Source organism: Desulfonatronum sp. SC1 (genome assembly GCF_003046795.1).
In the GTDB taxonomy this organism is placed as follows: Bacteria; Desulfobacterota; Desulfovibrionia; order Desulfovibrionales; family Desulfonatronaceae; genus Desulfonatronum.
Map to the genome: position 1 here is coordinate 1 of NZ_PZKN01000005.1, position 21,937 is coordinate 21,937.

Here is a 21,937-nt window from a genome sequence, read left to right on the forward strand (position 1 = left end):
GGACATGGGAGCTGTCACGGGGGTGGTCATGGGGTCCTCGAGGCGGGAGCGGCCCGGGCCAGGGCGATCAACCTGGCGTAGACCTCCTTGGAAGACCATCCATGAGCCGTGGCCGCGACCCGAGCGGCCACCTGTTTTGGCGGGCCGGTCAGCATCTCTTCCGACAGCATCTGGTCCACAACCACGTCCAAAGTCTTCTCCCGAGCTTCCGGCGGGCCGACGAGCACGGTCATCTCGCCGCGAGGGTCCCACTCCATGTCCTGATGGCTTTCCAAACGGCCCAGAATAATCTGCTCATGCTCCTTGGTCAATTCACGGGCCAGGCAAAGCTCCCGTGGCCCCAGACATTCCAAGGCCGTTTCCAGGGTGTCGCGCAGCCGGGAGTTGCGCTCGAAAAAAATCAGGGTAGTGGCCGCCTCGGCCCACGAAAGAAATAGCCGTCTTTGGTCCCCGGCCTGTCGAGGCAAAAAACCCAGAAAGGTGAACGGAGAGGGCGGAAGGCCGGAAGCGCACAACGCTGCAACAGGAGCGCAGGGACCGGGAACCGGAGAAACCGGGAACCCAGCGTCCCAACAGGCCCGGACCAGCCGGTACCCCGGATCGCCGATCAGGGGTGTTCCGGCGTCGGAAATCAAGGCAACATCGTGCCCCTGTTCCAGAACGCTCAGGACCGAGGGAATCCGATCCCGCTCATTGTGCTCGAAAAAGCTGCGCAGCGTCCCTTTGGGCACGACGCCGTGGCGCTGAAAAAACAGCCCGGCACGCCGGGTGTCCTCGGCCAGAATCAGGTCCGCACCTTCAAGCGCCCCTTTGGCCCGGGGTGAAAAGTCACCAGGGTTGCCAAGGGTTCCGGCCACGACCCAAAGTCTGGGGGAAGGAAAAGGCATCGGGAATGTGCTCCAGTCGGTGTCCCTGGGCTGTGTGGATCACCGCGACCACGTCGAACCGGCATGGCCGCTCCCACCAGTCGCGCCGGCTGAGATAGTAGCTGGCAGCCCGGGTCAGCTTGGTGATTTTGGAGCGATTCACGCTTTGGGCCGGAGAGGTTCGGGCGCAAGCCCCACGGGTTCGAACCTCGACGAAAACCACGGTATCCCGGTCCTGACAGATCACGTCCACCTCGCCGGATTGGCAGCGCCAGTTGCGTTCCAGAATCTGAAAACCCAGTTCTTTCAGCAACTGAACAGCGGCGTCCTCGCCGATCCGTCCCTGGGTCAGATGTCCGGCAACCATAGCTGCTTCTGCCGAGCATCCCGGCCGGTAGCGGCCAAAACGCCTTTGAAGGTCAGCCGATGCACCGGAGCCGGTCCGAGACGCCGCAGGGCCTCCAGGTGTCGGGCCGTGGGATAACCTTTGTGGATCGCCAAGTCGTAGCCCGGATGCCGGCGGTCCAGAAAGGTCAGGAGTTTGTCGCGAAAGGTCTTGGCCAGGATGGAGGCGGCGGATACAGCCGGAACCGTGGCGTCCGCCCTGACCACCGCCTGTTGGGGCATGTCCAGCGGAACCCGATGAGGCCCGTCCACGATCAACGCGTCCGGGCACACTTTCAGGGTGCGCACGGCCCGGGTCATGGCCAGCAGGGAAGCCCGCAGGATATTCACCCGCTCGATTTCCCGCGGCCAAGCCAGTCCCAGGGACCAGGCCACCGCCTGATCTCGAACGGCACGGGCCACGCGCTCCCGAGCCTCGACCCGAAGTTTTTTGGAATCGGTTAGGCCGGGCAGATCGTACGATTCAGGGAGAATCACCGCCGCGGCCACCACGGGGCCGGCTAGACACCCCCGCCCGGCCTCGTCCAACCCGGCGGTCAGACCGAGGCCGCGCGGCGCTTCTTCACCGACCAAAAGTCCGGGAAAAACTCCGGACAGTTGCCCAGTCGCGGGCCGATGCGTTGGCCCGGACATGAAAAACCCTAGTTGTCCCAGGCGTTCTTGGACTTGATCCGGCTGGCCTTGCCCCGGAGTTTGCGAAGATAAAAAATCCGGCTACGACGGACTCGGCCTTCGCTGAGAACTTCCACGCGCTCGATGAAGGGGGAATGCAGAGGGAAAATGCGTTCCACGCCGATTCCATCGGACATTTTGCGCACGGTGAAGGTGGCGTTGGTGGTGCCGCGATGCCGACAGAGCACCACACCTTCGAACATCTGAATCCGTTCTTTGTCACCCTCGATGATCCGGACATGCACCTTGACCGTATCTCCGGCCTTGAACTGCGGGATGTCCATTCGCATCTGGGAATATTCGATCTTTTTCATCAAATCCATGACCAAGTCTCCTTATGAATCAAGTAAATGTATTGCGGCCGAACGAAGCCGGACGAAACGGGGCAGGACATCAGCCGTTGTCGCCCAGTATCCGATCTAGCATAATGGCCGCCGCGGCGCGTACCGAAAGATGGTTGTAGTCGCTGAAACAGCGCACCGGGCGCAGTGTTCCGACGCAGTGTTCCAGTACCTCCTGGGCCAACCCGTACCCCGTGCCCAGGACCAGTAAAACCGGCTGGTCCTCCAGCAGGTCGCGAGTCTGGGGATAGGTCATGCTCCCCGCGCCCTGGGCCGAAGTGGCCACCAGCACCGGCCGCTTGCCACACCGTTCGGCCACCGCGTCAGCGGCCTGCTCCAGGCCGTCCACGACGCTCACCAAGCGCAACGCCTCCCCCCGATCCGGGTTTGCCGCGGCCCCTGGCCCGCTCAGCCAGTGGCCCAGCAGACGATTGGCCAACTGCTGTTGGTCCCGCAAGGGGGTGCAGATGAAATAGCCGCCCAGGCCGTATGTACGAGAACAGCGGGCAATATCGTGGATGTCCAGATTTGTCAAAGAAACCGCCCCGCTCTGCCCGAACTTGTTCAGAACCGGAGCATGGACCAAGGCCAGGAAACAGTTTCTGGCCGCCAGTCGCCGCCCCTTGGCCAACTCCCGCAAGGTCCGGATGTCTCCTGGCTCCAGCGCGGCCCTGGGCAACAGGTCCGGGCGCGATTCCAGGGTTGTCCGCAAAGACTCCTCTCGTCGCCAGGCCGCGACCTTGGCATGATCCCCGGACAGAAGAATCTCCGGCACCCGCAAATCTTCAAAAACCTCCGGCCTGGAGTAGTGTGGATACTCCAGCAGGCCGCGCACGAAACTTTCGTCCGCCGAGGACTCCTCGTGGCCCATGAACCCAGGCAAAAGCCGGGATACCGATTCCAGGACGTGCAGGGCGGGCGTCTCTCCGCCATTGAGTACCACGCCGCCCACGCTGACCTTTTCCAGGGGAAACAGGGACTCCAAACGGTGGTCGATGCCCTCGTACCGTCCACAAATCAGGGTCACGACCGGCTCTTCGGCCAGGGACGCTGCCAGGTCGTGATCCAGCGGTCGGCCCTTGGGACACAGCAAAACCATCCTGCCAGGCGCTTCCCTGGACGCTTCCAGGGACCGCAGGGCCGTCACCAGCGGCGGCAGGGTCATGACCATGCCCGGCCCGCCGCCGTAAGGCCGGTCGTCCACGCTGCGATGTCGATCCACGGCGAAATCCCGCGGATTGATCAACCGAACCGTGACCGTCTCCTGCTCCAGAGCCTTTCCCAGCAAGCCGCATTGCAGCGCCGAAGCGAAAAACTCCGGAAAAAGCGTGACGATGTTGAACTGCATGCCGCCTGAGTCCTGGTCCTTATCCTTCTTCGCCCAGATACAATTCCAGAAGCCCCGGCGGCGGATCAATGCGCACCGTCGCGGTCGTCCTGTCCGCTTCCAGAACGAAATCCTGGTGCGCAGGAAAGAGCACTTCTTGGCCAGACTCGGTGCGAATGCTCCAGATTTCCTGGCCGACTCCGGATCCGGCACTTGAGTTGACGCTCTCGATCCGGCCCAGCAGTTTGCCGGAAGGCAGCAGCACTCGCATGCCGATCAGCTCATGAATGTAGATGTCCTCGTCCGAACGATTGGGCAGGTCTTCAGGGCGCGCCAGCAACTCCGCCCCGCGCACCTGCTCCACCTCGTCCCGCCCCTGGACCTGGTCCAGGCGCAGCAGAAGCCGTGCGTTGTGCATTCTCCAGGAGGTCACGGCCACTGGACGCGGACGATCTCCAGGAGTGCGGCGCAGGTACAGACACGGAACATGAGCAAAAAAATCAGGGGAGTCCACGTGCACTTTGACACTGAACTCCCCTGCCAAACCATGCGGCTTGATCACTTCTCCGACCAGGACCAACGGCTGCTCGGGCATGTCGAAACCGCCTATTCGATGATTTCCAAAACAACCCGCTTGTCGGCCTTGGCCGAAGCGGCGGCGAGAATCGTGCGCAAGGCCTTGGCCGTCCGACCCTGCTTGCCGATCACCTTGCCCAGATCTTCCTTGGCCACACGCAGTTCCACCACGGAGGACTGTTCACCCTCCACCAGGGAAACCTGCACGGCTTCGGGTTGATCCACCAAGGACGTGGCAATGTACTCGATGAGTTCCTTCATGCCGTCTTCACTCCGTAAAAGCTCATCGACGTGGAACAGTTCAAAAAAACGTCTGGGCCCGCGACGTATGAAACATGCGGACGACAAACGTTTTTCAACGAACCGCTAGGCCTGGGTTTGATTGAAGCCTACCTTGGTCAGCAGCGAGCGAACCGTGTCCGTGGGCTTGGCGCCCTTGGCAATCCACTCGCGGACCTTGTCCGTGTCGATCTTCAGTTCGTTGGGCTCTTTCATCGGGTTGTAGTAGCCGAGAAAATCCAAAGCGCGGCCGTCACGGCGGGTTTCGCTGTTCAGGGCGACGATGCGGTAAAACGGCTTCTTCTTGGAGCCCATCCGGGTCAGTCTGATTCTCATTGCCATTGCTGCGTTCCTCTCTTCAAGTTGATCTGAAATGTTGTCGTGAAATGGGAGCATCAATTTCCGCCGACGGATGATCAGCGGCGTTTTTTCTTGCGCCGTTCCTTTTTCTTCTTGGTCGCGGACTTGGTCCCGAGCTTCGGCATGCCCGCGGGAAGCCCCAAGCCGCCCATACCGCCGGGCAAGCCCATTCCTCCAGAGCCGGAGGGCATCTTCATCCCTCCAAGACCTCCTCCGCTGGTCATTTTCTTCATCATCTTCTGCATCTGCTCGAAATTTTTCAACAGCGCGTTCACGTCCTGGACTTTCACGCCGCTGCCCTTGGCCACCCGGAGCTTGCGGTTCGCGTTCATCAGCTTGGGGTTCTTGCGCTCCGCCGAAGTCATGGAGTTGATGATCGCCTCCATGCGGCCCATTTCCTTTTCCGGCATCTTCATCTCGCCAAGCTGCTTGCGCACATCGCCCATGCCCGGAATCAGCTTGAGCATGCCCTCCAGGGAGCCAAGCTTGCGCAACCGGCGCATCTGGACGCGAAAATCCTCCAGGTTGAACTCGGCCTTCTGCATCTTTTTCTGCAGGGCCTCGGCTTCATCCTGGTCGATGGAGCCCTGGGCCTTTTCGATCAGCGAGAGGATGTCGCCCATGCCCAGGATGCGTGAAGCCACGCGGTCCGGGTGGAAGGCCTCCAGGTCGCTGACCTTTTCGCCCATGCCCACGAACTTGATCGGCTTGCCGGTCACGGACTTGATGGACAGGGCCGCGCCGCCCCGGGCGTCGCCTTCCATCTTGGTCAGCACGATGCCGGACAGATCCAGAAGCTCGTCGAACTTGACCGCCACATTGACCGCGTCCTGACCGGTCATGGCGTCGGCCACGAAGAGAATCTCCTGGGGACTGAGAGCCTGCTTCACGGCCACCAGCTCTTCCATCAGCAACTCGTCGATGTGCAGCCGCCCGGCCGTGTCCACAAGGAGAACGTCCAAACCCTTGCGGGTCGCCTCGTCCCGGGCCTGGAGGCAGATGTCCACGGGCCGCATCTGGGCGGTGGAGGCAAAGGCCGGAACCTCCAGTTGGGAAGCCAGTTTGTGGAGTTGATCGATGGCGGCGGGGCGGTAGACGTCCGCGGGAACCAGGTAGGGGGAACGCTTCAGGCGGCGCAGATGCAGGGCCAGCTTGGCCGCGGTGGTCGTCTTTCCCGATCCCTGCAATCCGACCAGCATGATGACCACCGGCGGCTTGCCCTGCAGTTGCAGCCCCAGATGCTCCCCGCCCAGTAAATCGACCATTTCGTCGTGGACGATCTTGACCACCTGCTGACCGGGCGTCAGGCTGCCCAAAACATCCTGGCCCATGGCCCGTTCCCGGACCCGTTCCACGAAGTCCTTGACGACCTTAAAATTGACGTCCGCCTCCAGCAAGGCCAGACGTACCTCGCGCAGGCCTTCCTGGATGCTCTTCTCATCCAATCGGCCGTGACCGCGGATTTTTTTGAAGACGGATTGCAGACGATCCGCTAAACTGTCGAACATGGGGTATCCGGACTTGAAGCTTCAAGAAACAAAACGAAAACATATGCCAATATCGGAGAGCCGGACCGGAGTCAACCGCCCGCATAAAGCCGACGCAAGGTGAATTCGCCCTGCCGTTTTTGTAATCCGAACTTGCAAAAATGCACGTTTTTTGAAAGATTCCCAACGCGCAAGAGTTCGACGCGGACCCCGACGGCGGCAGGAACATCTTTGAAAACCTCTGGTTTCCGTCCATGGCACATCCGTTGCTATCGATCCTTTTCGTCGCCGGATTCCGCGCACGGCAACCCGGCAGTCAGATCCGGCGACCACGTTCGTCGCCCAGCCCCTCACCCCAAAACGCTCCCGCTTGGAGGAACCCCATGCTCAAGACCTTGTCCTCGCTGTCTTCCCGCATCACCCTGAGTTTGTCCACGCTGTGCTTATGCCTGGGCCTGTCCCTTGTCCTGACCGCCTCCGCCTCGGCCCAAACCCCGGTCCGCTTCACCCTGGACTGGAAGTTCGAGGGCCCCATCGCGCCTTATCTGCTGGCCCATGCCCGCGGCTACTTCGCCGAGGAAGGGCTGAACGTGACCATCGACTCCGGCACCGGATCGGCCGGGGCCGTGAACCGGGTCGCCTCCGGGGCCTACGACGTCGGCTTCGCGGACATCAACGCCATGATCGAGTTCAACGTGGGCAACCCGGACCAGGCCCTGAAGGCCGTGTTCATGATCTACGATCACCCGCCCTTCGCCATTTTCACGAAAAAGGAAAGCGGCATCCAGACCCCGGCGGACTTGGCAGGCAAGACCCTGGGCGCACCGGTCTTCGACTCCCCGCGCAAGACCTTTTCCGCCTTTGCCGCGGCCACCGGCCTGGACGCCGATGCCGTGAACTGGACCTCCATGGACCCGCCCCTGCGCGAGCCCATGCTCCTGCGCGGCCAGGTGGACGCCATTTCCGGCTTCTATTTCACCAGCCTGCTCAACCTGGAGAACCTGGGCATTCCCGCCGACGACCTGACGGTCTTTCTGTATCCGGACTATGGCGTTAATCTGTACGGCAACGCCATCATCGTCTCCCCGCAACTGGCCGCCCAGCCCGAAGTGGTCAAGGGCTTCCTGCGCGCCGTGGTTCGGGGTTGGGCTGAAACCCTGGAAGATCCAGCAGCGGCCATCGCCTACGTCCGCCAACGGGACGGCCTGATCGACGTGGACCTGGAAACCCGTAGACTGAAGCTGGCCATCGAGACCAGCGTGGCCACGGAATACGCCGCTGCCAACGGCATGGGCGACGTGGACGACGAGCGCCTGGCCAAGGCCATCGCCGAAGTGGTCAACGCCTTTGGTCTCTCCACAACACCCGCTCCGGAAGCTGTTTTCGACCGCTCCTTCCTGCCCGATCAAGAAACCCGGTCCATCTTCTAAGGGCGATCTTCCACCCCATGACATCGCAAGCAGATCACGCGGACCCGCACGGCCAAACCGGCCGTGCGGGCCTGTTCGTTGAAATAAAGGACGTCGACCTGGCCTATGGCGAGGACGCCGAAAGCCTGGCCGTCCAAGGACTGAACCTGGATATCCGCGAAGGGGACTTCGTGGCCGTGGTCGGTCCGTCCGGATGCGGCAAGTCCACCCTGCTCAAGCTGGTCACCGGCCTGATGCCCCCGACCCGGGGCGCGGTCTTCGTGGACGGCAACCGGGTCAACGGCACGCTCTCCTTCGTGGGCATGGCCTTCCAGAACCCCACCCTCCTGCCCTGGCGCGACACCCTGCGCAACATCATGCTCCCCCTGGAAATCGTGGAGCCCCACCGCGGCCGACTGCGCAAGGAAAAGGCCGCCTATCTGGAACGGGCCCGCAACCTGTTGCGGACCGTGGGTTTGGCGCCCTACGAATCCAAGCAACCTTGGGAACTCTCCGGCGGCATGCGCCAGCGGGCCAATCTCTGCCGCGCCCTGATCCACGATCCCCGCCTGCTGATGCTGGACGAGCCTTTCGGGGCCCTGGACGCCTTCACCCGTGAAGAATTGTGGTGCGTGCTGGCCGATCTGCGCCGCGCCAAGCAGCTCACCGTGGCCCTGGTGACCCACGATCTGCGCGAGGCCGTGTTCCTGGCGGACACGGTCCACGTGATGAGCAGCCGTCCCGGACGCATCGTGCACAGCCGCCGCGTGGACCTGCCAGGACCGCGCACCCTGGAAACCTGCTACGAACCGGCCTTCGTGGACATCGTCCACGAGCTGCGCGGCCACATCGAACGCGTGCGCTGCGACGGCCCCCAAGGAATAGCCGATGTCCCCACTGCGTAAGAACCTGGAGCGCTACTCCCCGGTGATCGTCACCGTGGCCATGTTCGTGGCTTGGGAAGCCGTCTCCCGGCTGGCCAAAATCCCCAGCTACATCCTGCCGCCGCCCAGCGAGGCCGTGATGGCCGGATACGAGTTCGCCGGCCCCATCAGCAAGCACGCCTTGCAGACCCTCTACACCACCCTGGCCGGATTCGGGCTGGCCGTGGTCTTCGGCATGCTCGTGGGCGTGATCATCGGCTCGTCCAAACTGCTCTACCGGGCCTTTTACCCGATCCTGATCGGCTTTAATTCCGTGCCCAAGGTGGCCTTGGTGCCCCTGCTGGTGATCTGGTTCGGGATCGGCACGGTCCCGGCGATCATCACCGCGTTTTTGATCTCCTTCTTTCCCGTGGTGGTCAACGTGGCCACCGGCCTGGCCACCATCGAGCCGGAGTTGGAGGACGTGCTCCGGGTCCTGGGCGCGTCCAGGCTCACCATTCTGCTCAAGGTGGGCATCCCCAATTCCATGCCTTATTTCTTCGCCTCCTTGAAAATCGCCGTGACCCTGGCCTTTGTCGGCTCGGTAATCTCCGAAACCGTGGCCTCCAACGAGGGCATCGGCTACCTGATGATGTCCGCCAGCGCCCGGTTCAACGTGCCCCTGGTCTTTGCCGGACTGATCGTCATCGCGGCCATGGGCATCGGCATGTACGCCATCTTCGCGGCCCTGGAAAAGCGGACCACGGGTTGGGCCTTCCGAAGCTAACCCTTCACCAAGGAATCGTTCATGACCACGGGCCACGCCGTAACGCCGCCCTTTCCCCAAGGCCCCTTCGTCACCCACGCCGTCTGCCAAATCTGCGGCAGGACCGTCGCCCCCAATGACATGGGCTACGTCTGCCCGGACCATGCCGGAGACCTCAAGGACGAGGGCATCCTGGACCTGCGCTACGACTACCAGGCGGCCCGATCAGCGTTCACCCCGGAAGCCCTGGCCCGGGGCCCTGAAACCCTATGGCGCTACCGTTCCCTCCTCCCCCTGCCCCTGGACGCCGAAACACCGCCCCTGACCGTCGGCTGGACGCCCCTGTACGAGTCGCCGCGCCTGGCCAGGCTGCTGGGCGTGGCCCGTGTGCTGATCAAGGACGAAACCCGCCAACCCACGGCCTCGCTCAAGGACCGGGCCAGCGCCCTGGCCGTTGCCCAGGCCAAGTCCATGGGCCTGACCACCGTGGCCTGCGCCAGCACGGGCAACGCCGCCGCGGCCCTGGCCGGCATGGCCGCGTCCATGGACCTGGAGTGCGTGATCTTCGTCCCGGCCTCGGCCCCCCAGGCCAAAGTGGCCCAATTGCTGGCCTTCGGAGCCCGGGTCTTCACCGTGCAAGGCAGCTACGACGACGCCTTTGACCTGTGCATGGCCGCCTGCCAGGTCCGCCCCTGGTACAACCGCAACACTGCCTACAACCCCTTCATGACCGAGGGCAAAAAGACGGCGGCCTTCGAGATCGCCGAACAGTCCGGTTGGGAGGTTCCGGACCGGGTCTTCGTGGGCGTGGGCGACGGCTGCATCATCGGCGGCCTGCACAAAGGCTTCGCCGACCTGAAAGCCCTGGGCCTGACCACCCGCCTGCCCCGATTGATGGGCGTCCAGGCCGCTGGCAGCGACTACCTCCACCAAGCCTGGCACAACAACGAAGACACGCTGACCAAACCCGCCATCCCGGCCCACACCGTGGCCGACTCCATCTCCGCCGGCCTGCCCCGCGACCGCCTCAAGGCCCTGGCCGCGGTCCGGGAAACCCACGGCGCGTTCATCAAAGTGGACGACCCAACCATCCTCCACGCCATCCCCACCCTGGCCCAAAACACCGGCGTCTTCGCCGAACCGGCAGGCGCCGCGGCCCTGGCCGGCGCCCTGACCGCGGCCCAAGCCGGAAATCTTTCCCCCGAGGATACCATCTGCCTGCTGATCACCGGCTCCGGCCTCAAAGACGTAGCCTCGGCCATTCAGGCCTGCTCGGACCAGAACCTTACACCGACGCCGGTGTCTGTTGGGCGGAGAGGTCTGGACCAAGTCTTGGATGTATTGACAGCGCGGTAGATCGATACGGTTGAAAGATGACGCGCAATATCTTTCCCCGGCGAACCTTGATGGACACCTGCAAAAACCTGTATAATCAGGCTATTATCCCTAAAGTGGAGTATCTATGAAACTTTACGCATTTGCATCAAAAAATCTTACGAATATCTGGGCAGGAGTTGGTGCGCGGATGTGGGCCGTGGCAGAGACGTCTGAAAACGATATGAAAACACGCACTACAAAGTCGCGTTCAATGCAGATTGGTGCGTCTGGAATTCTATATTGCAACGAAACGCATAGTTTTACTACACCGTTTCTAGTCTATTCGCCTCCTAATCCTGATCAAGTGGTAACAGGTATCTGGCCTGAAAGATGGAGGCTTCCATTTCGCATACTACCACTAGGAAATCCGGAACGTCAGATGCACAAAGATACTGCTTCGAAAAAGCTTTGAATTCTGTCGAATATGGGCCAAGGTGGTATCTCCGCAGCCATGCATATCACCGGAACCACCGTATTTGTACCGAAAGAAATTCCAGATGAAGATTGGGCCACTCTTCTCTCGAATTTGGCATCAATCTAAAAAACGTTGGCTTCGAAGAAATAATCGCTACTCATCACATCTTTTTCGTTAACCTGCAAAACGGATTTGCGATCCTCGAAAACATCGCAACAATCTTGCGCTCATCGTATAGAGTTTTTTCCATATTTATTTCCAAAGCACAAATCAACAATCATACGCGAGTATTAAATTTCATTTACAAATTGCAAGACATTTTCCGTTTTAACATCGTAATCTTTCGCAACCATTATCGCTTCAAAATCACGTTGAATTGCCATAGAATCTTCCACATCCACCGCACATAGCCAGCTAAAGTATTTTTAAATTCTCCTCACCACAGCTTGAAGGATATCCTGATGCGTAAAAACACGGAGATAACGGTTCTAAATGCAACAGTGCGGGTGCAGCGGATTGAGAGGGAGGATTTTATTTCCCTCACCGATATCGCCAAACACAAGAACTCGGATGACCCCCGTTTCGTCATTCAGAACTGGATGCGAACGCGTTCATCCATCGAATTTCTGGGAATTTGGGAGGTCTTGAACAACCCTGATTTTAACCGTGTGGAATTCGACACGGTTAGAAATAAGTCGGGAAGCAACGCTTTTGTGATGACGCCGTCCAAGTGGATCGAGCTAACTGGCGCCATAGGCATTTTATCCAAAGCCGGCCGCTACGGTGGGACGTATGCTCATCGCGACATCGCCTTCGAGTTCGCCTCCTGGGTTTCCGTGGAGTTCAAGCTCTACCTGATCAAAGAGTTCCAACGGCTCAAGGAGACCGAGCAGGCGCAGTTGGGCTGGGACATCAAGCGCAATCTTGCCAAGATAAATTACCGCATCCACACCGATGCCATCAAGGCGTACCTCATCCCGCCGGAGCTGACCGGCCAACAGGTCAATCTGGTCTATGCCAACGAAGCTGACGTGCTGAACATGGCGCTTTTCGGCATGACGGCCAAGCAATGGCGGGACGCGAATCCCAAGGAAAAAGGCAATATCCGCGATCAGGCCAACGCGGCCCAACTGGTTTGTCTGGCCAACCTGGAAAATTTGAACGCTCTGTTCATCAATGAGGCCGTTGAACAATCCGAACGGCTGCGAAAGCTGAACCGCATCGCCATCGAACAAATGGAAATCCTGACCACCGACCGGAGCATCAAACGACTGGAAGGTGGAGTCATCAATGCGTCCTCAAGGTCTGTAGATTAATTCCTGGTTGAAATATCTCAACAGCCCACGCACCGCATACAGCCAAGGAGCCTCCCTTGCACCCCGCCAAAGTCCACCGCGACCGTCTCCATGAACTGACGGACCTGCCGAACATCGGGCGGGCCATGGCCGAGGATCTTCGGCTTTTGGGCGTTCACCGGCCCGAACAGCTCAAAGGCATGGACCCGCTGGAAATGTATAAACGCCTCCAGGCCGTCACCGGCAAGCACCAGGATCCCTGCGTGCTCGACGTGTTTCTCTCCGTGACCCGGTTCATGAACGGCGAAGAGCCCCGGTGCTGGTGGGAATATACCCAGGAACGCAAACGGATGCTGGAATCTATTCGCTGAAATCCAGGCGGTGAGCGCCAACGGATCACCACGGCCGGATCACCCCGGCCCGCCCTCATCAAGCCATTGAGGCTTGAAGCACGTTCCTTCTGCTGGTAACTACCCGAGACAGCCTGCCTGAAAATCCATCCTCCCCGACACACGGGCGGCTCCGCTTTGCAAGCGGTGGACGACACGACACCAATCTCACCAACATCTTTACTGAAAAAGGAACTCATCATGTCCGCGGCCATCGATCTGACCATCAACGAAGCCGGGCTGGACCGGGCCGTGGAGCGGGCCCGGGAGCGCGGCGTCATCATTCCCACCTTTGCCCAGATGCGCGACCCGCAAACCATCCCCGCGGCCATGCGCGAGAAACTGTCCGGCCTCGGCCTCTGGGATCTGGACCCGGCCAACCTGTTCCGGATCACCTGGCGCAACGAGCCCACGGCCTCGGGCGGCGGATTCGGCGGAGTCAACCATCTGGTTCTGCCCCCGGAGCTGACCGGCGCGCCCTGCCGGATCGTGGTCCTCACCGGCAAATGGTTCCCCACGGGCGCGCACAAGGTCGGCGCGGCCTTTGGCTGCCTCGCGCCCCGGCTGGTCACCGGCCAGTTCGATCCCAGCACCCAGAAGGCGGTCTGGCCCTCCACGGGCAACTACTGCCGGGGCGGGGCCTATGATTCGGCCTTGCTGGGCTGCTCCTCCATCGCCATCCTGCCCGAGGGCATGAGCCGGGAGCGCTTCGAATGGCTGACCACGGTGGCCGGAGAGATCATCAAGACGCCGGGTTCGGAATCCAACGTCAAGGAAATTTTCGACAAGTGCCATGAGCTGCGGGCTTCCGGCGACGACGTGGTCATCTTCAACCAGTTCGACGAATTCGGAAACTACCTCTGGCACCACGAGATCACCGGCCCGGCCCTGGAAGAGGTCATGACCGGGCTGACGGACAAGCCCTCCCGGATTCGCGGCCTGATCCTGGCCACCGGCTCGGGCGGCACCCTGGCCGCCGGGGACTACCTCAAAGCCCGCTTTCCGGCCCTGAAAATCGCGGCCTGCGAGGCCGGCCAGTGCCCCACCCTGCTCTTCAACGGCTTTGGCGAGCACCGCATCGAGGGCATCGGCGACAAGCACGTGCCCTGGGTGCACAACGTCAAGAACACGGACATGATCCTGGCCATCGACGACGAGGCCCCCATGCAGCTCATCCGCCTGGCCAACGAGGAAGCCGGACGCGAGTACCTGACCTCCCGGGGCGTGGCCCCGGCCCTGGTGGAACAGCTGGACCTGATCGGCATCTCCGGGTGGTCGAACATCATTTCCGCGGCCAAGTTCGCCAAATGGTTCGAGCTGGGACCGGACGACGTGGTGGCCACCGTGGCCACGGACTCCATGGAAATGTACGGCAGCCGCCTGGAAGAACTGACCGCCGAGCGCGGCCCCTTCAGCTCCACGGACGCCGCCGTGGCCTTCGAACGCTACCTTTTGGGCCAGGGTCTGGACAACCTCCTGGAACTGAACCACTGGGACCGCAAACGCGTCCACAATTTGAAATACTTCACCTGGGTCGAACAACAGGGTAAGACCTTTGAGGAAATCCAGGCCCAATGGTACGACGAGAACTACTGGACCAGCATCCCCCGCCAACTGCCGGAGATCGACCGGCTTATCGAGGCGTTCAATGAGCGGGTGGGGTTGTTGGCGGATATGGGGTAGGAGCACGGCACCACCCGTAGGGGCACGGCGCGCCGTGCCCCTACGGGATGGCGCGTTACCGCATAGTTATGTTTGCCAAAGATATTTCTGCGGTCCCATTGCATGGGCACGGCGCACCGGGCCCTGACACATTGCACCCGCGCTAAAACCTTCAACCTCTTGCAGCACACCATGAACTTCATCCTCAACAACACCCCCACGACCTACGACGGCGACCCGGAACGCTCCCTGCTCATCTGGCTGCGGGAGGACCAGGGGCTGACCGCGGCCAAGGACGGCTGTTCCGGTCAGGCGGCCTGCGGGGCCTGCCTGGTGGAGGTGGACGGGCGGGCCGCCTTTGCCTGCGCCACGCCCATGCGCAAGGTGGCGGGCAAGCACGTCCTGACCCTGGAGGGTTTTCCGGAAGACCTGCGCCGCCTCCTGGGCCGGGCCTTTGCCGAAAAGGGCGCGGTGCAGTGCGGCTTCTGCACGCCGGGTTTTCTGACCCGGACCAAGCTTTTGCTGGAGCAAACCGCCGAACCCTCCGTCGAAGAAGTGGTCAAGGCCGTGCGGCCGCATCTGTGCCGGTGCACCGGGTACGTGAAGATCGTGGACGCCATTTTGGAGGCTGCCCGCATTCTTCGTGGCGATGTCTCCCCGCGTTTGGATGCCGACCCGCCGGTGCTCGGCACCAGTCCCGTCCGCTACGGGGCCTTTGAGCGGGCCGTGGGCAGTAAACTGTTTACCGACGACCTCCGCTTTCCGGGCATGCTCCACGGCGCGCTGCATTTCAGCGCCCATCCCCGGGCCCGGGTCGTGGCCATCGACACCAGCATGGCCCTGGCCGCGCCGGGCGTGGTCCGCGTGCTCACTTCGGCGGATGTGCCCGGAGAGCGCAGCGTTGGCATGATCGTCCCGGACTGGCCCATGTACGTGGCCCCGGACGAAACCACCCGCACCGTGGCCGACGTGCTGGCCTGCGTGGTGGCCGGGACCAGGGAGCAGGCCCGGGCCGCGGCCGCGTTGATTCAGGTGGAGTATGAAGTCCTGGAACCGTTGACCGACATGGAACGGGCTGAACAGAGTCCGATCCGGGTTCACGAGGCCGGGAACCTGCTGGCCGTGAAGACCGTGCGCCGGGGCGGGGACGTGGACGAGGCCTTGCGCGGCTCCGCCTTCGTGGTCACGGAGACCTTCCACACCGCGCCCATTGAACACGGCTTCCTGGAACCCGAATGCGCCGTGGCCCTGCCGGACCCGGACACCGGCGGAATCCACTTTTACACCCAGGGCCAGGGCATCTACCACGACCGGGACGACGTGGCCCGGGTTCTGGGCCTGCCCAAGGACAAAGTCCGAGCGACCATGGTGGATTGCGGCGGGGCTTTTGGCGGCAAGGAGGATCTGACCGTGCAGCACCATGCGGCCCTGGCCGCGCTGCTGCTTACGGCTCCGGTGAAGGTCAAGCTCTCCCGGCCCGAGTCCCTGCGCATGCACCCCAAGCGCCACCCCATGCGCCTGGCCTATGCCGCGGGCTGCGATTCCCAGGGCCGACTTACGGCTCTCAAGGCGCGCATCCTGGGGGATACCGGAGCCTACGCCTCGGTGGGCGCGGCGGTCATGGCTCGGGCCGCCACTCATGCCAGCGGGGCCTACCACGTCCCGGTGGTGGACATCGAATCCCGGGCCGTGTTCACCAACAACATTCCCAACGGGGCCATGCGCGGCTTCGGCGTGAACCAGGCCGTCTTCGCCATGGAGGCCATGGTGGAACGGCTGTGCAAGGCCGGCGGATTCGATCCCTGGCAATTTCGGTACGACAACGCCCTGGACCAGGGCCGGATGGTGGCCACGGGCCAGGTGCTGGGACCGGGCATCGGTCTGCGGGCCTGCCTGGAAACCCTGCGCGAGCCCTGGGAGCGGGTCAAAAAATCCGGCAGGGCCGGCCTGTCCTGCGGAATCAAGAACTGCGGCATCGGCAACGGCTTGGTTGAAGAATGCGTGGCCCTGGTGGAAATCCACGAGGGCGGCCGACTGGTTCTGCACCACGGCTGGTCTGAAATGGGCCAGGGCATCCACACCGTGGCCGCCCAGTTCCTGGCCGAGGTTCTGGGCATCGACGATCTGTCAAAAATCGCGGTGGACTCGGACACCCGCCACGGAGCCGTGGCCGGAGCGACCACGGCCAGCCGGGGCACCTTTCAGCTTGGCCGGGCCGTGTTGGACGCCGCGGAAAAGATCAAGGCCGACATGGCCACGGCGGGCGGACTGGAGGCCTTGGCCGGGCGGACCTACGAAGGCCGCTACCTGTGCACGGACACCGCCCCGGGCGGCGAGCCGGGCACGTTTCGCAGCCACGTGGCCTACAGCTTCGCGGCCCATCTGGTGCTCCTGGACGCCCACGGCAAAGTCCAGGAAGTAGTGGCGGCCCACGACGCCGGAACCATGGTCAACCGCCGGATGCTGGAAGGCCAGATCGAAGGCGGGGTGCTCATGGGCATGGGCGCGGCCCTTTCGGAACGGCTCCGCCTGGAGGGGGGGCGTCTGACCTCGGACAAATTCCGGGACGTGGGGCTGCTACGCGCCGACGTCATGCCCAAGATCACGGTCGTCGCCGTGGACAACGCGGACCCGGAAGGCCCCCGCGGGGCCAAGGGCGTGGGTGAGATCGGCTCCATTCCCACGGCCCCGGCCATTGCCGCGGCCTATTACCGCTACGACGGCCTGCCCCGCCGAACCCTGCCTCTGGAGCCCCTGGGAGAACCAGTCGGCGTAACCGCACAGGATAGCGAAGGAGACACCGCATGGAGCTGCTACTGACCAATGCCCGCTGGCTGGACCCGGACACCCTGACCCTGCATGACGCCTGCCTTCGGGTCACGCCGGGATCTGACGGCGACCTGGAAATCCTGGACCGCCGCCCGCAATTCTCTGACAACCAGCAAGAATTGGACTGCGCCGGGAAGCTGGTAACCCGCTCCTTTGCCCTGGGCCACCATCACCTGTACTCCACCTTTGCCCGGGGCATGCCCGCCCCGCCCCGCACGCCCACCAATTTTCCCGAGATTCTTGATCTGGTCTGGTGGCGACTGGACAAACGGCTGGATCTGCCCATGATCGAGGCCAGCGCCCTGGCCACGGCCCTGCTCTGCGCCAAGCGCGGGGTGACCTTTGTCGTGGATCACCACGCCTCCCCCTTTGCCGTGGAGGGCAGCCTGGAGACCATTGCCAAGGCCTTTGACGCCGTGGGGCTGGGGCATCTGCTGTGCTATGAAATGTCCTGCCGCGACGGCGAGGCGGTCAAGGAGGCCGGGCTGGCCGAGACCGAAGCCTACCTTGCATCGGGCCGGATCGGTCAGGTCGGGCTGCATGCCTCCTTTACCGTGGACGACGATCTGCTCGCCCGGGCCGTGGCCCTGGCCGAGAAATACCGGACCGGGCTGCACCTGCACGTGGCCGAGGATCCGGCGGACCAGAACCACTGTCTGGAGCAACACGGAAAACGGGTGGTCCAACGCCTGGCCGACGCCGGAGCCCTGACCTCGCCGTGCACTTTGCTGGCCCACTGCGTGCACCTGGACGACACTGAGCGGGAACTGCTGCGCCGCTCCCCGGTCTTCGTGGCCCAGGCCAGTGAATCCAATCTGAACAACAACGTCGGCCTGGGCCGCTACGACGACCTCGGCCCCCGGGTGATCCTGGGCACGGACGGAATGCACGTGGACATGCTCCGGGCCCTCAAGGCCGCCTTCATCGCCGGACAGAGCGCCGAAAGCCTGGACTTCCGCGAAGCCTACGACCGCCTGCGCCGCACCCACGAATTGATCCGCCGCGTCAACGCGCCGGGCGACGGCCCCAACAATCTGGTCATCCTGGACTACGACACGCCCACCCCCATGACCCCGGACAACATGCTCGGCCATTTCCTCTTCGGCCTGGAAGCCGTCCACGTGCATACGGTCATCGCCCAAGGCCGAATCGTGGTCGAAAACCGCCGTCTGGTCAGCCATGACGAAGCGGACATTCTGGGCTATGGCCGGGAACAGGCCCAAAGGTTGTGGGAACGATTGGCGGACAGTTGAGAAATGCAGCATAGTGATCGATAATTCCAGCGTGGGGCTGGACATAAAAATCGCGTGAATCAACGCCACAACCGGAGAGTATTTCTGAACAGTCACATCTGAAATTGGAGGATCATATGGCCAAGGACTTTTTCGTCGTGGTCGAGAAAGATGAGGACGGCTTTTTTGTCGGTGAAGTTCCAAGCTTACGAGCCTGTTACGCGCAGGGACGAACCATGGAAGAGATGTTGCGCAACATCCAGGAAGTCATTGAGATGTGCATTGAAGAACCCTACTCGCAAAACGAATTCATTGGAGTCCAAAAGGTGAGCATTGATTATGAACCTTCCCATGCTCACGTCTGAAGAGGTTCTCAAGGCGCTGAAGAGGCAAGGCTTTTTGGTTGTCCGCCAGCGTGGCAGCCATGTCCGACTGCGTCATCAGGATGGACGTACGGTAACAGTCCCTTCTCATTCCTGTCAGGATGTCGGCAAAGGCCTGTTAAGGAAAATCCTGAGAGATGCCGAGCTTTCCTTTGACGATCTGTTGAAATGAGAAGGAAAATTTTGATTACCAGCCGAGTAGCTGAATAGAGAAATGACCATGGACCGCTTCCACCCCATCCCCCACGACCAACTTCTGGCTTCCATGCTCGACGAACTCGAGCACGGACAAATCCTGGGCATTCCCAAAGGCTGTTTCTTTCGGCCAAGCCCCGAAGATCCCTTCACCACGACCCGCTACGGCCAACGCCTGGAAACGCCCATCGGCGCGGCCGCCGGGCCGCATACCCAGTTGGCCCGCAACCTGGTGGCCGCCTGGCTGTGCGGGGGACGGTATCTGGAATTGAAGACCGTTCAGATTCTGGACGAACTGACCCTGGCCAGACCGTGCATCGACATGCGCGACGAGGGTTACAACTGCGAATGGTCCCAGGAACTCAAGCTGGAGCAGTCCTTTGACGAGTACCTGCACGGCCTGCTGCTGATCCTGGCCCTGCGCCGAAAAATGAATTTTTCCGCCGGCGAGGACGGACGCGATCCCGGTTTCATCCTGAACATGAGCGCGGGGTACGATCTGGCCGGGATTACCAGTCCGGCCATGACCCGCTTCCTGGACCGCATGGCCCACTGTCCGGAGGACATGGCCGAGGCCGCGACGCGCTTGTCCCGCGTCTGCCCCGAACTGGCCGAAGTGGACCTGCCCGACGGGGTCAGCACCAGCCTGACCATCTCCACCATGCACGGCTGCCCCCCGGACGAGATCCAGCGCATTGCCCTGCATTTCATCGAGGACCGGGGGCTGCACACCACCTTGAAGCTCAACCCCACTCTGCTCGGGCCGGAACGGGTCCGCGCCCTGCTCCAGGGACTGGGCTGGGACCTGGAGGTGCCGGATGCGGTTTTCGCCAAGGATCTGTCACTGGATCAGGCCCTGCCCATCATCCGCTCCCTGTCCGCCGCGGCCCGCAAGCGGGGCGTGGAGTTCAACCTCAAGCTGACCAACACCCTGCCCTGCGTGAACCGCTCGGCCTTGCCCGAGGCGGAACAGCAGGTCTATTGCAGCGGCCGCCCCCTGCATCCCCTGGCCGTACACGTCGCCTTGCTGCTGCGGGAACACCTGGGAGGGCAACAGGACTCCAAACCGGAGAATACCGGAGCAAACGTCGAAGGCTGTCCGCCCATATCCTTCTGCGCCGGGGCCGACGCCTTCAACATTCCGGACCTGTTGGCAGCAGGACTGGGACCGGTGACCACATGCAGCGACCTGCTCAAACCCGGCGGTTACGCCCGATTGCGTCAATACCTGGACATTCTGATGGAACGGGTGGCCGCTGCCGGAGCCGGAAGTCTGGAGCAATGGCAAGCCCGCGGCCCAGGCATCGCCGCCTACGCCCGGACCACGGCCACGGCCTACCGCTATGCCAAAAAGGCCAAGCCCCATGCGGACGTAAAAATCCCCCGCCCCTTGCCCCGCCGGGACTGCTTCACCGCGCCCTGCGTCTCTGTCTGCGCCGCTGGGCAGGACATTCCGGCCTACCTGGGCCACCTGGCGCAAAACGCCCCCCAGGCCGCGCTGGCCACCATCCGGGCCACCAACCCTCTGGCCCATCATCTGGGCCTGGCCTGCGACGCCTTGTGCCGCAATCGCTGCACACGGGGCAATATTGACGCGCCCCTGCGCATCCGGGAGGCCAAGGCCGCGACGGCCCGCATAGGAGGATATGCTTCAGCGAGTTCACCTGACCACTCGCGAGCCGCTAGCCAAGCCTCCGTGGCAGTTCACGGCCTGGACGCCCGGAGCGTTAGTTGCGCCGGGATACTGATTCAGGCCGGAGTGGACGTGGCCCTGCTCGTACCGGAGAACGCCCTCCAAGCGGATGAGGCCACACCCGCCAAACGCGCCCTGCTCGCGGACATCGCGGATATGGCCGTCTTAAGCCAATCAAACACTCCCCAGAACGAGACACTGTACGGGGCCATGGTCGTCATTGAGAGTGCAACCCAGGATCCTCATAAATGTGACCATATCTTCACCTTTGACGCCCCCCTGCCCACCGGTCCCGCCGGCCTGCCCAAGGCCGTGGCCATGGGCCGCGAGGCCGCGCAAGTCTATTTACGATCCAGAGGCTTCAGTCCACGGCTTACGCCTCGCCCCGACGCCGACGTTGCACCCCTGCGCCTGGCCCGGCATGTCCGCGATTTCGGCCCATACGCCGATCCTGATTCCGGGTCTCGGAAAGTCACCGACGACGAGGCCATGCCCTTGGAGGCCGCCCGCTGCCTGCGCTGCGACAGTCTGTGTGAAATCTGCGTCACGGTCTGCCCCAACCGGGCCATCGTGGCTCTGCCGTCCTTTCTCGGCCCCATTGCCAGGGGGAAAGTCCACCGCGGCCCGGACGGTAAGCCCGCCCTCCGCATCACGGAAAACCGCCCCCTGGCCGACTGCACCCAGATCGTGATCCTGGCCGACGTCTGCAACACCTGCGGCAACTGCGCCACCTTCTGCCCCTCTTCCGGAGCGCCCTTCAGCGACAAGCCGCGCATTCACCTGACCAGATCCAGCTTCGAGGACGAGCAAAACGGCTATTTCCCGGCCACCCAGGACCGAATGGAAATCCTGCATCACGGCACCCCGGCCAGTCTGATCCGCACCGCCGAAGGCCTGCGCTACGAAAGCAATTCTTTGACCCTCACCCTCAACCCGGATACGTTGAGCCCCATTGATGCCGACCTGCCCCCGAACTCGAACCAGGCCGACCTTGAACCAGCCATGGAGGCGGGATTGCTGTTCACCATGATTATGAGGTCGAAACTGGGGATGTTTGCAACATGAATAGCGCTTTTTTTTCAGAGAAACACTATCAACAAGCAAAGGCGTTCGGAT

General features: G+C 62.3%; 21 protein-coding genes. 12 read left to right on the forward strand and 9 right to left on the reverse strand.

What is annotated here, in order from left to right; genetic code table 11:
* Positions 1 to 26: 26 nt before the first annotated feature.
* The 9 genes from rsmI to ffh form a co-directional block, all read right to left on the reverse strand.
* Positions 27 to 887: a 16S rRNA (cytidine(1402)-2'-O)-methyltransferase gene (gene rsmI, locus C6366_RS03770; RefSeq protein ID WP_107736017.1), complete on the reverse strand. Its 861-nt coding sequence runs from the start codon at positions 885 to 887 to the stop codon at positions 27 to 29.
* On the reverse strand, positions 829 to 1,233 hold the full coding sequence (locus tag C6366_RS03775; RefSeq protein WP_107736018.1) for a YraN family protein: 405 nt from the start codon (positions 1,231 to 1,233) through the stop codon (positions 829 to 831). Before C6366_RS03775 ends, rsmI begins: the two co-directional genes overlap by 59 nt.
* A complete protein-coding gene (locus tag C6366_RS03780) occupies positions 1,215 to 1,904 on the reverse strand; it encodes a ribonuclease HII (RefSeq protein WP_107736019.1) in 690 nt (229 codons plus the stop codon). Before C6366_RS03780 ends, C6366_RS03775 begins: the two co-directional genes overlap by 19 nt.
* A gap of 8 nt (positions 1,905 to 1,912) precedes the next feature.
* Positions 1,913 to 2,266: a 50S ribosomal protein L19 gene (gene rplS, locus C6366_RS03785; RefSeq protein WP_028573449.1), complete on the reverse strand. Its 354-nt coding sequence runs from the start codon at positions 2,264 to 2,266 to the stop codon at positions 1,913 to 1,915.
* Between the two features lie 70 nt (positions 2,267 to 2,336).
* Positions 2,337 to 3,632: a tRNA (guanosine(37)-N1)-methyltransferase TrmD gene (gene trmD, locus C6366_RS03790; RefSeq protein WP_107736020.1), complete on the reverse strand. Its 1,296-nt coding sequence runs from the start codon at positions 3,630 to 3,632 to the stop codon at positions 2,337 to 2,339.
* Positions 3,633 to 3,651: 19 nt separating this feature from the next.
* Positions 3,652 to 4,206, reverse strand: coding sequence for a ribosome maturation factor RimM (rimM, locus tag C6366_RS03795; protein WP_107736021.1), 555 nt, complete (start codon positions 4,204 to 4,206; stop codon positions 3,652 to 3,654).
* Positions 4,207 to 4,217: 11 nt separating this feature from the next.
* Entirely contained in the window at positions 4,218 to 4,448 is a 231-nt protein-coding gene (locus tag C6366_RS03800; RefSeq protein ID WP_028573445.1) for a KH domain-containing protein, read from the reverse strand.
* A gap of 105 nt (positions 4,449 to 4,553) precedes the next feature.
* Positions 4,554 to 4,808 carry a 30S ribosomal protein S16 gene (rpsP, locus tag C6366_RS03805; protein WP_107736022.1) on the reverse strand — a complete coding sequence of 85 codons (255 nt, stop codon included), beginning with the start codon at positions 4,806 to 4,808 and terminating at the stop codon, positions 4,554 to 4,556.
* A gap of 74 nt (positions 4,809 to 4,882) precedes the next feature.
* The gene (gene ffh / locus C6366_RS03810) at positions 4,883 to 6,334 is read right to left on the reverse strand and encodes a signal recognition particle protein (protein ID WP_107736023.1); all 1,452 of its coding nucleotides are present in this window, start codon (positions 6,332 to 6,334) and stop codon (positions 4,883 to 4,885) included.
* A 362-nt stretch (positions 6,335 to 6,696) separates the two neighbouring features.
* Between ffh and C6366_RS03815 the strand changes: the two genes are divergently transcribed.
* The 12 genes from C6366_RS03815 to C6366_RS03875 all read left to right on the forward strand — a co-directional run bounded on the left by C6366_RS03815 (position 6,697) and on the right by C6366_RS03875 (position 21,886).
* Positions 6,697 to 7,743 carry an ABC transporter substrate-binding protein gene (locus C6366_RS03815; RefSeq protein WP_107736024.1) on the forward strand — a complete coding sequence of 349 codons (1,047 nt, stop codon included), beginning with the start codon at positions 6,697 to 6,699 and terminating at the stop codon, positions 7,741 to 7,743.
* Between the two features lie 17 nt (positions 7,744 to 7,760).
* Positions 7,761 to 8,627 carry an ABC transporter ATP-binding protein gene (locus C6366_RS03820; protein ID WP_107736025.1) on the forward strand — a complete coding sequence of 289 codons (867 nt, stop codon included), beginning with the start codon at positions 7,761 to 7,763 and terminating at the stop codon, positions 8,625 to 8,627.
* Positions 8,611 to 9,372: an ABC transporter permease gene (locus tag C6366_RS03825; RefSeq protein WP_107736026.1), complete on the forward strand. Its 762-nt coding sequence runs from the start codon at positions 8,611 to 8,613 to the stop codon at positions 9,370 to 9,372. The genes C6366_RS03820 and C6366_RS03825 overlap by 17 nt, the downstream gene beginning before the upstream one ends.
* Positions 9,373 to 9,393: 21 nt before the next feature.
* Entirely contained in the window at positions 9,394 to 10,707 is a 1,314-nt protein-coding gene (thrC, locus tag C6366_RS03830; protein WP_107736027.1) for a threonine synthase, read from the forward strand.
* 897 nt (positions 10,708 to 11,604) lie between these two features.
* Positions 11,605 to 12,459, forward strand: coding sequence for a KilA-N domain-containing protein (locus tag C6366_RS03840; protein WP_107736029.1), 855 nt, complete (start codon positions 11,605 to 11,607; stop codon positions 12,457 to 12,459).
* Positions 12,460 to 12,515: 56 nt separating this feature from the next.
* Positions 12,516 to 12,809, forward strand: coding sequence for a helix-hairpin-helix domain-containing protein (locus C6366_RS03845; RefSeq protein ID WP_107736030.1), 294 nt, complete (start codon positions 12,516 to 12,518; stop codon positions 12,807 to 12,809).
* Between the two features lie 219 nt (positions 12,810 to 13,028).
* The gene (locus C6366_RS03850) at positions 13,029 to 14,510 is read left to right on the forward strand and encodes a pyridoxal-phosphate dependent enzyme (protein WP_107736031.1); all 1,482 of its coding nucleotides are present in this window, start codon (positions 13,029 to 13,031) and stop codon (positions 14,508 to 14,510) included.
* Positions 14,511 to 14,612: 102 nt separating this feature from the next.
* Positions 14,613 to 17,309 (forward strand): selenium-dependent xanthine dehydrogenase, encoded by a 2,697-nt coding sequence (xdh, locus tag C6366_RS03855; protein WP_233248383.1) that lies wholly within the window; start codon positions 14,613 to 14,615, stop codon positions 17,307 to 17,309.
* Positions 17,294 to 18,571 (forward strand): amidohydrolase family protein, encoded by a 1,278-nt coding sequence (locus tag C6366_RS03860; protein ID WP_107736032.1) that lies wholly within the window; start codon positions 17,294 to 17,296, stop codon positions 18,569 to 18,571. The genes xdh and C6366_RS03860 overlap by 16 nt, the downstream gene beginning before the upstream one ends.
* A 116-nt stretch (positions 18,572 to 18,687) precedes the next feature.
* Positions 18,688 to 18,915: a type II toxin-antitoxin system HicB family antitoxin gene (locus C6366_RS03865; protein WP_107736033.1), complete on the forward strand. Its 228-nt coding sequence runs from the start codon at positions 18,688 to 18,690 to the stop codon at positions 18,913 to 18,915.
* Positions 18,902 to 19,105, forward strand: a complete 204-nt coding sequence (locus C6366_RS03870; RefSeq protein WP_233248384.1) for a type II toxin-antitoxin system HicA family toxin — start codon at positions 18,902 to 18,904, stop codon at positions 19,103 to 19,105. Before C6366_RS03865 ends, C6366_RS03870 begins: the two co-directional genes overlap by 14 nt.
* Positions 19,106 to 19,153: 48 nt before the next feature.
* Positions 19,154 to 21,886, forward strand: a complete 2,733-nt coding sequence (locus tag C6366_RS03875; protein ID WP_158269630.1) for a hypothetical protein — start codon at positions 19,154 to 19,156, stop codon at positions 21,884 to 21,886.
* Positions 21,887 to 21,937: the final 51 nt, after the last annotated feature.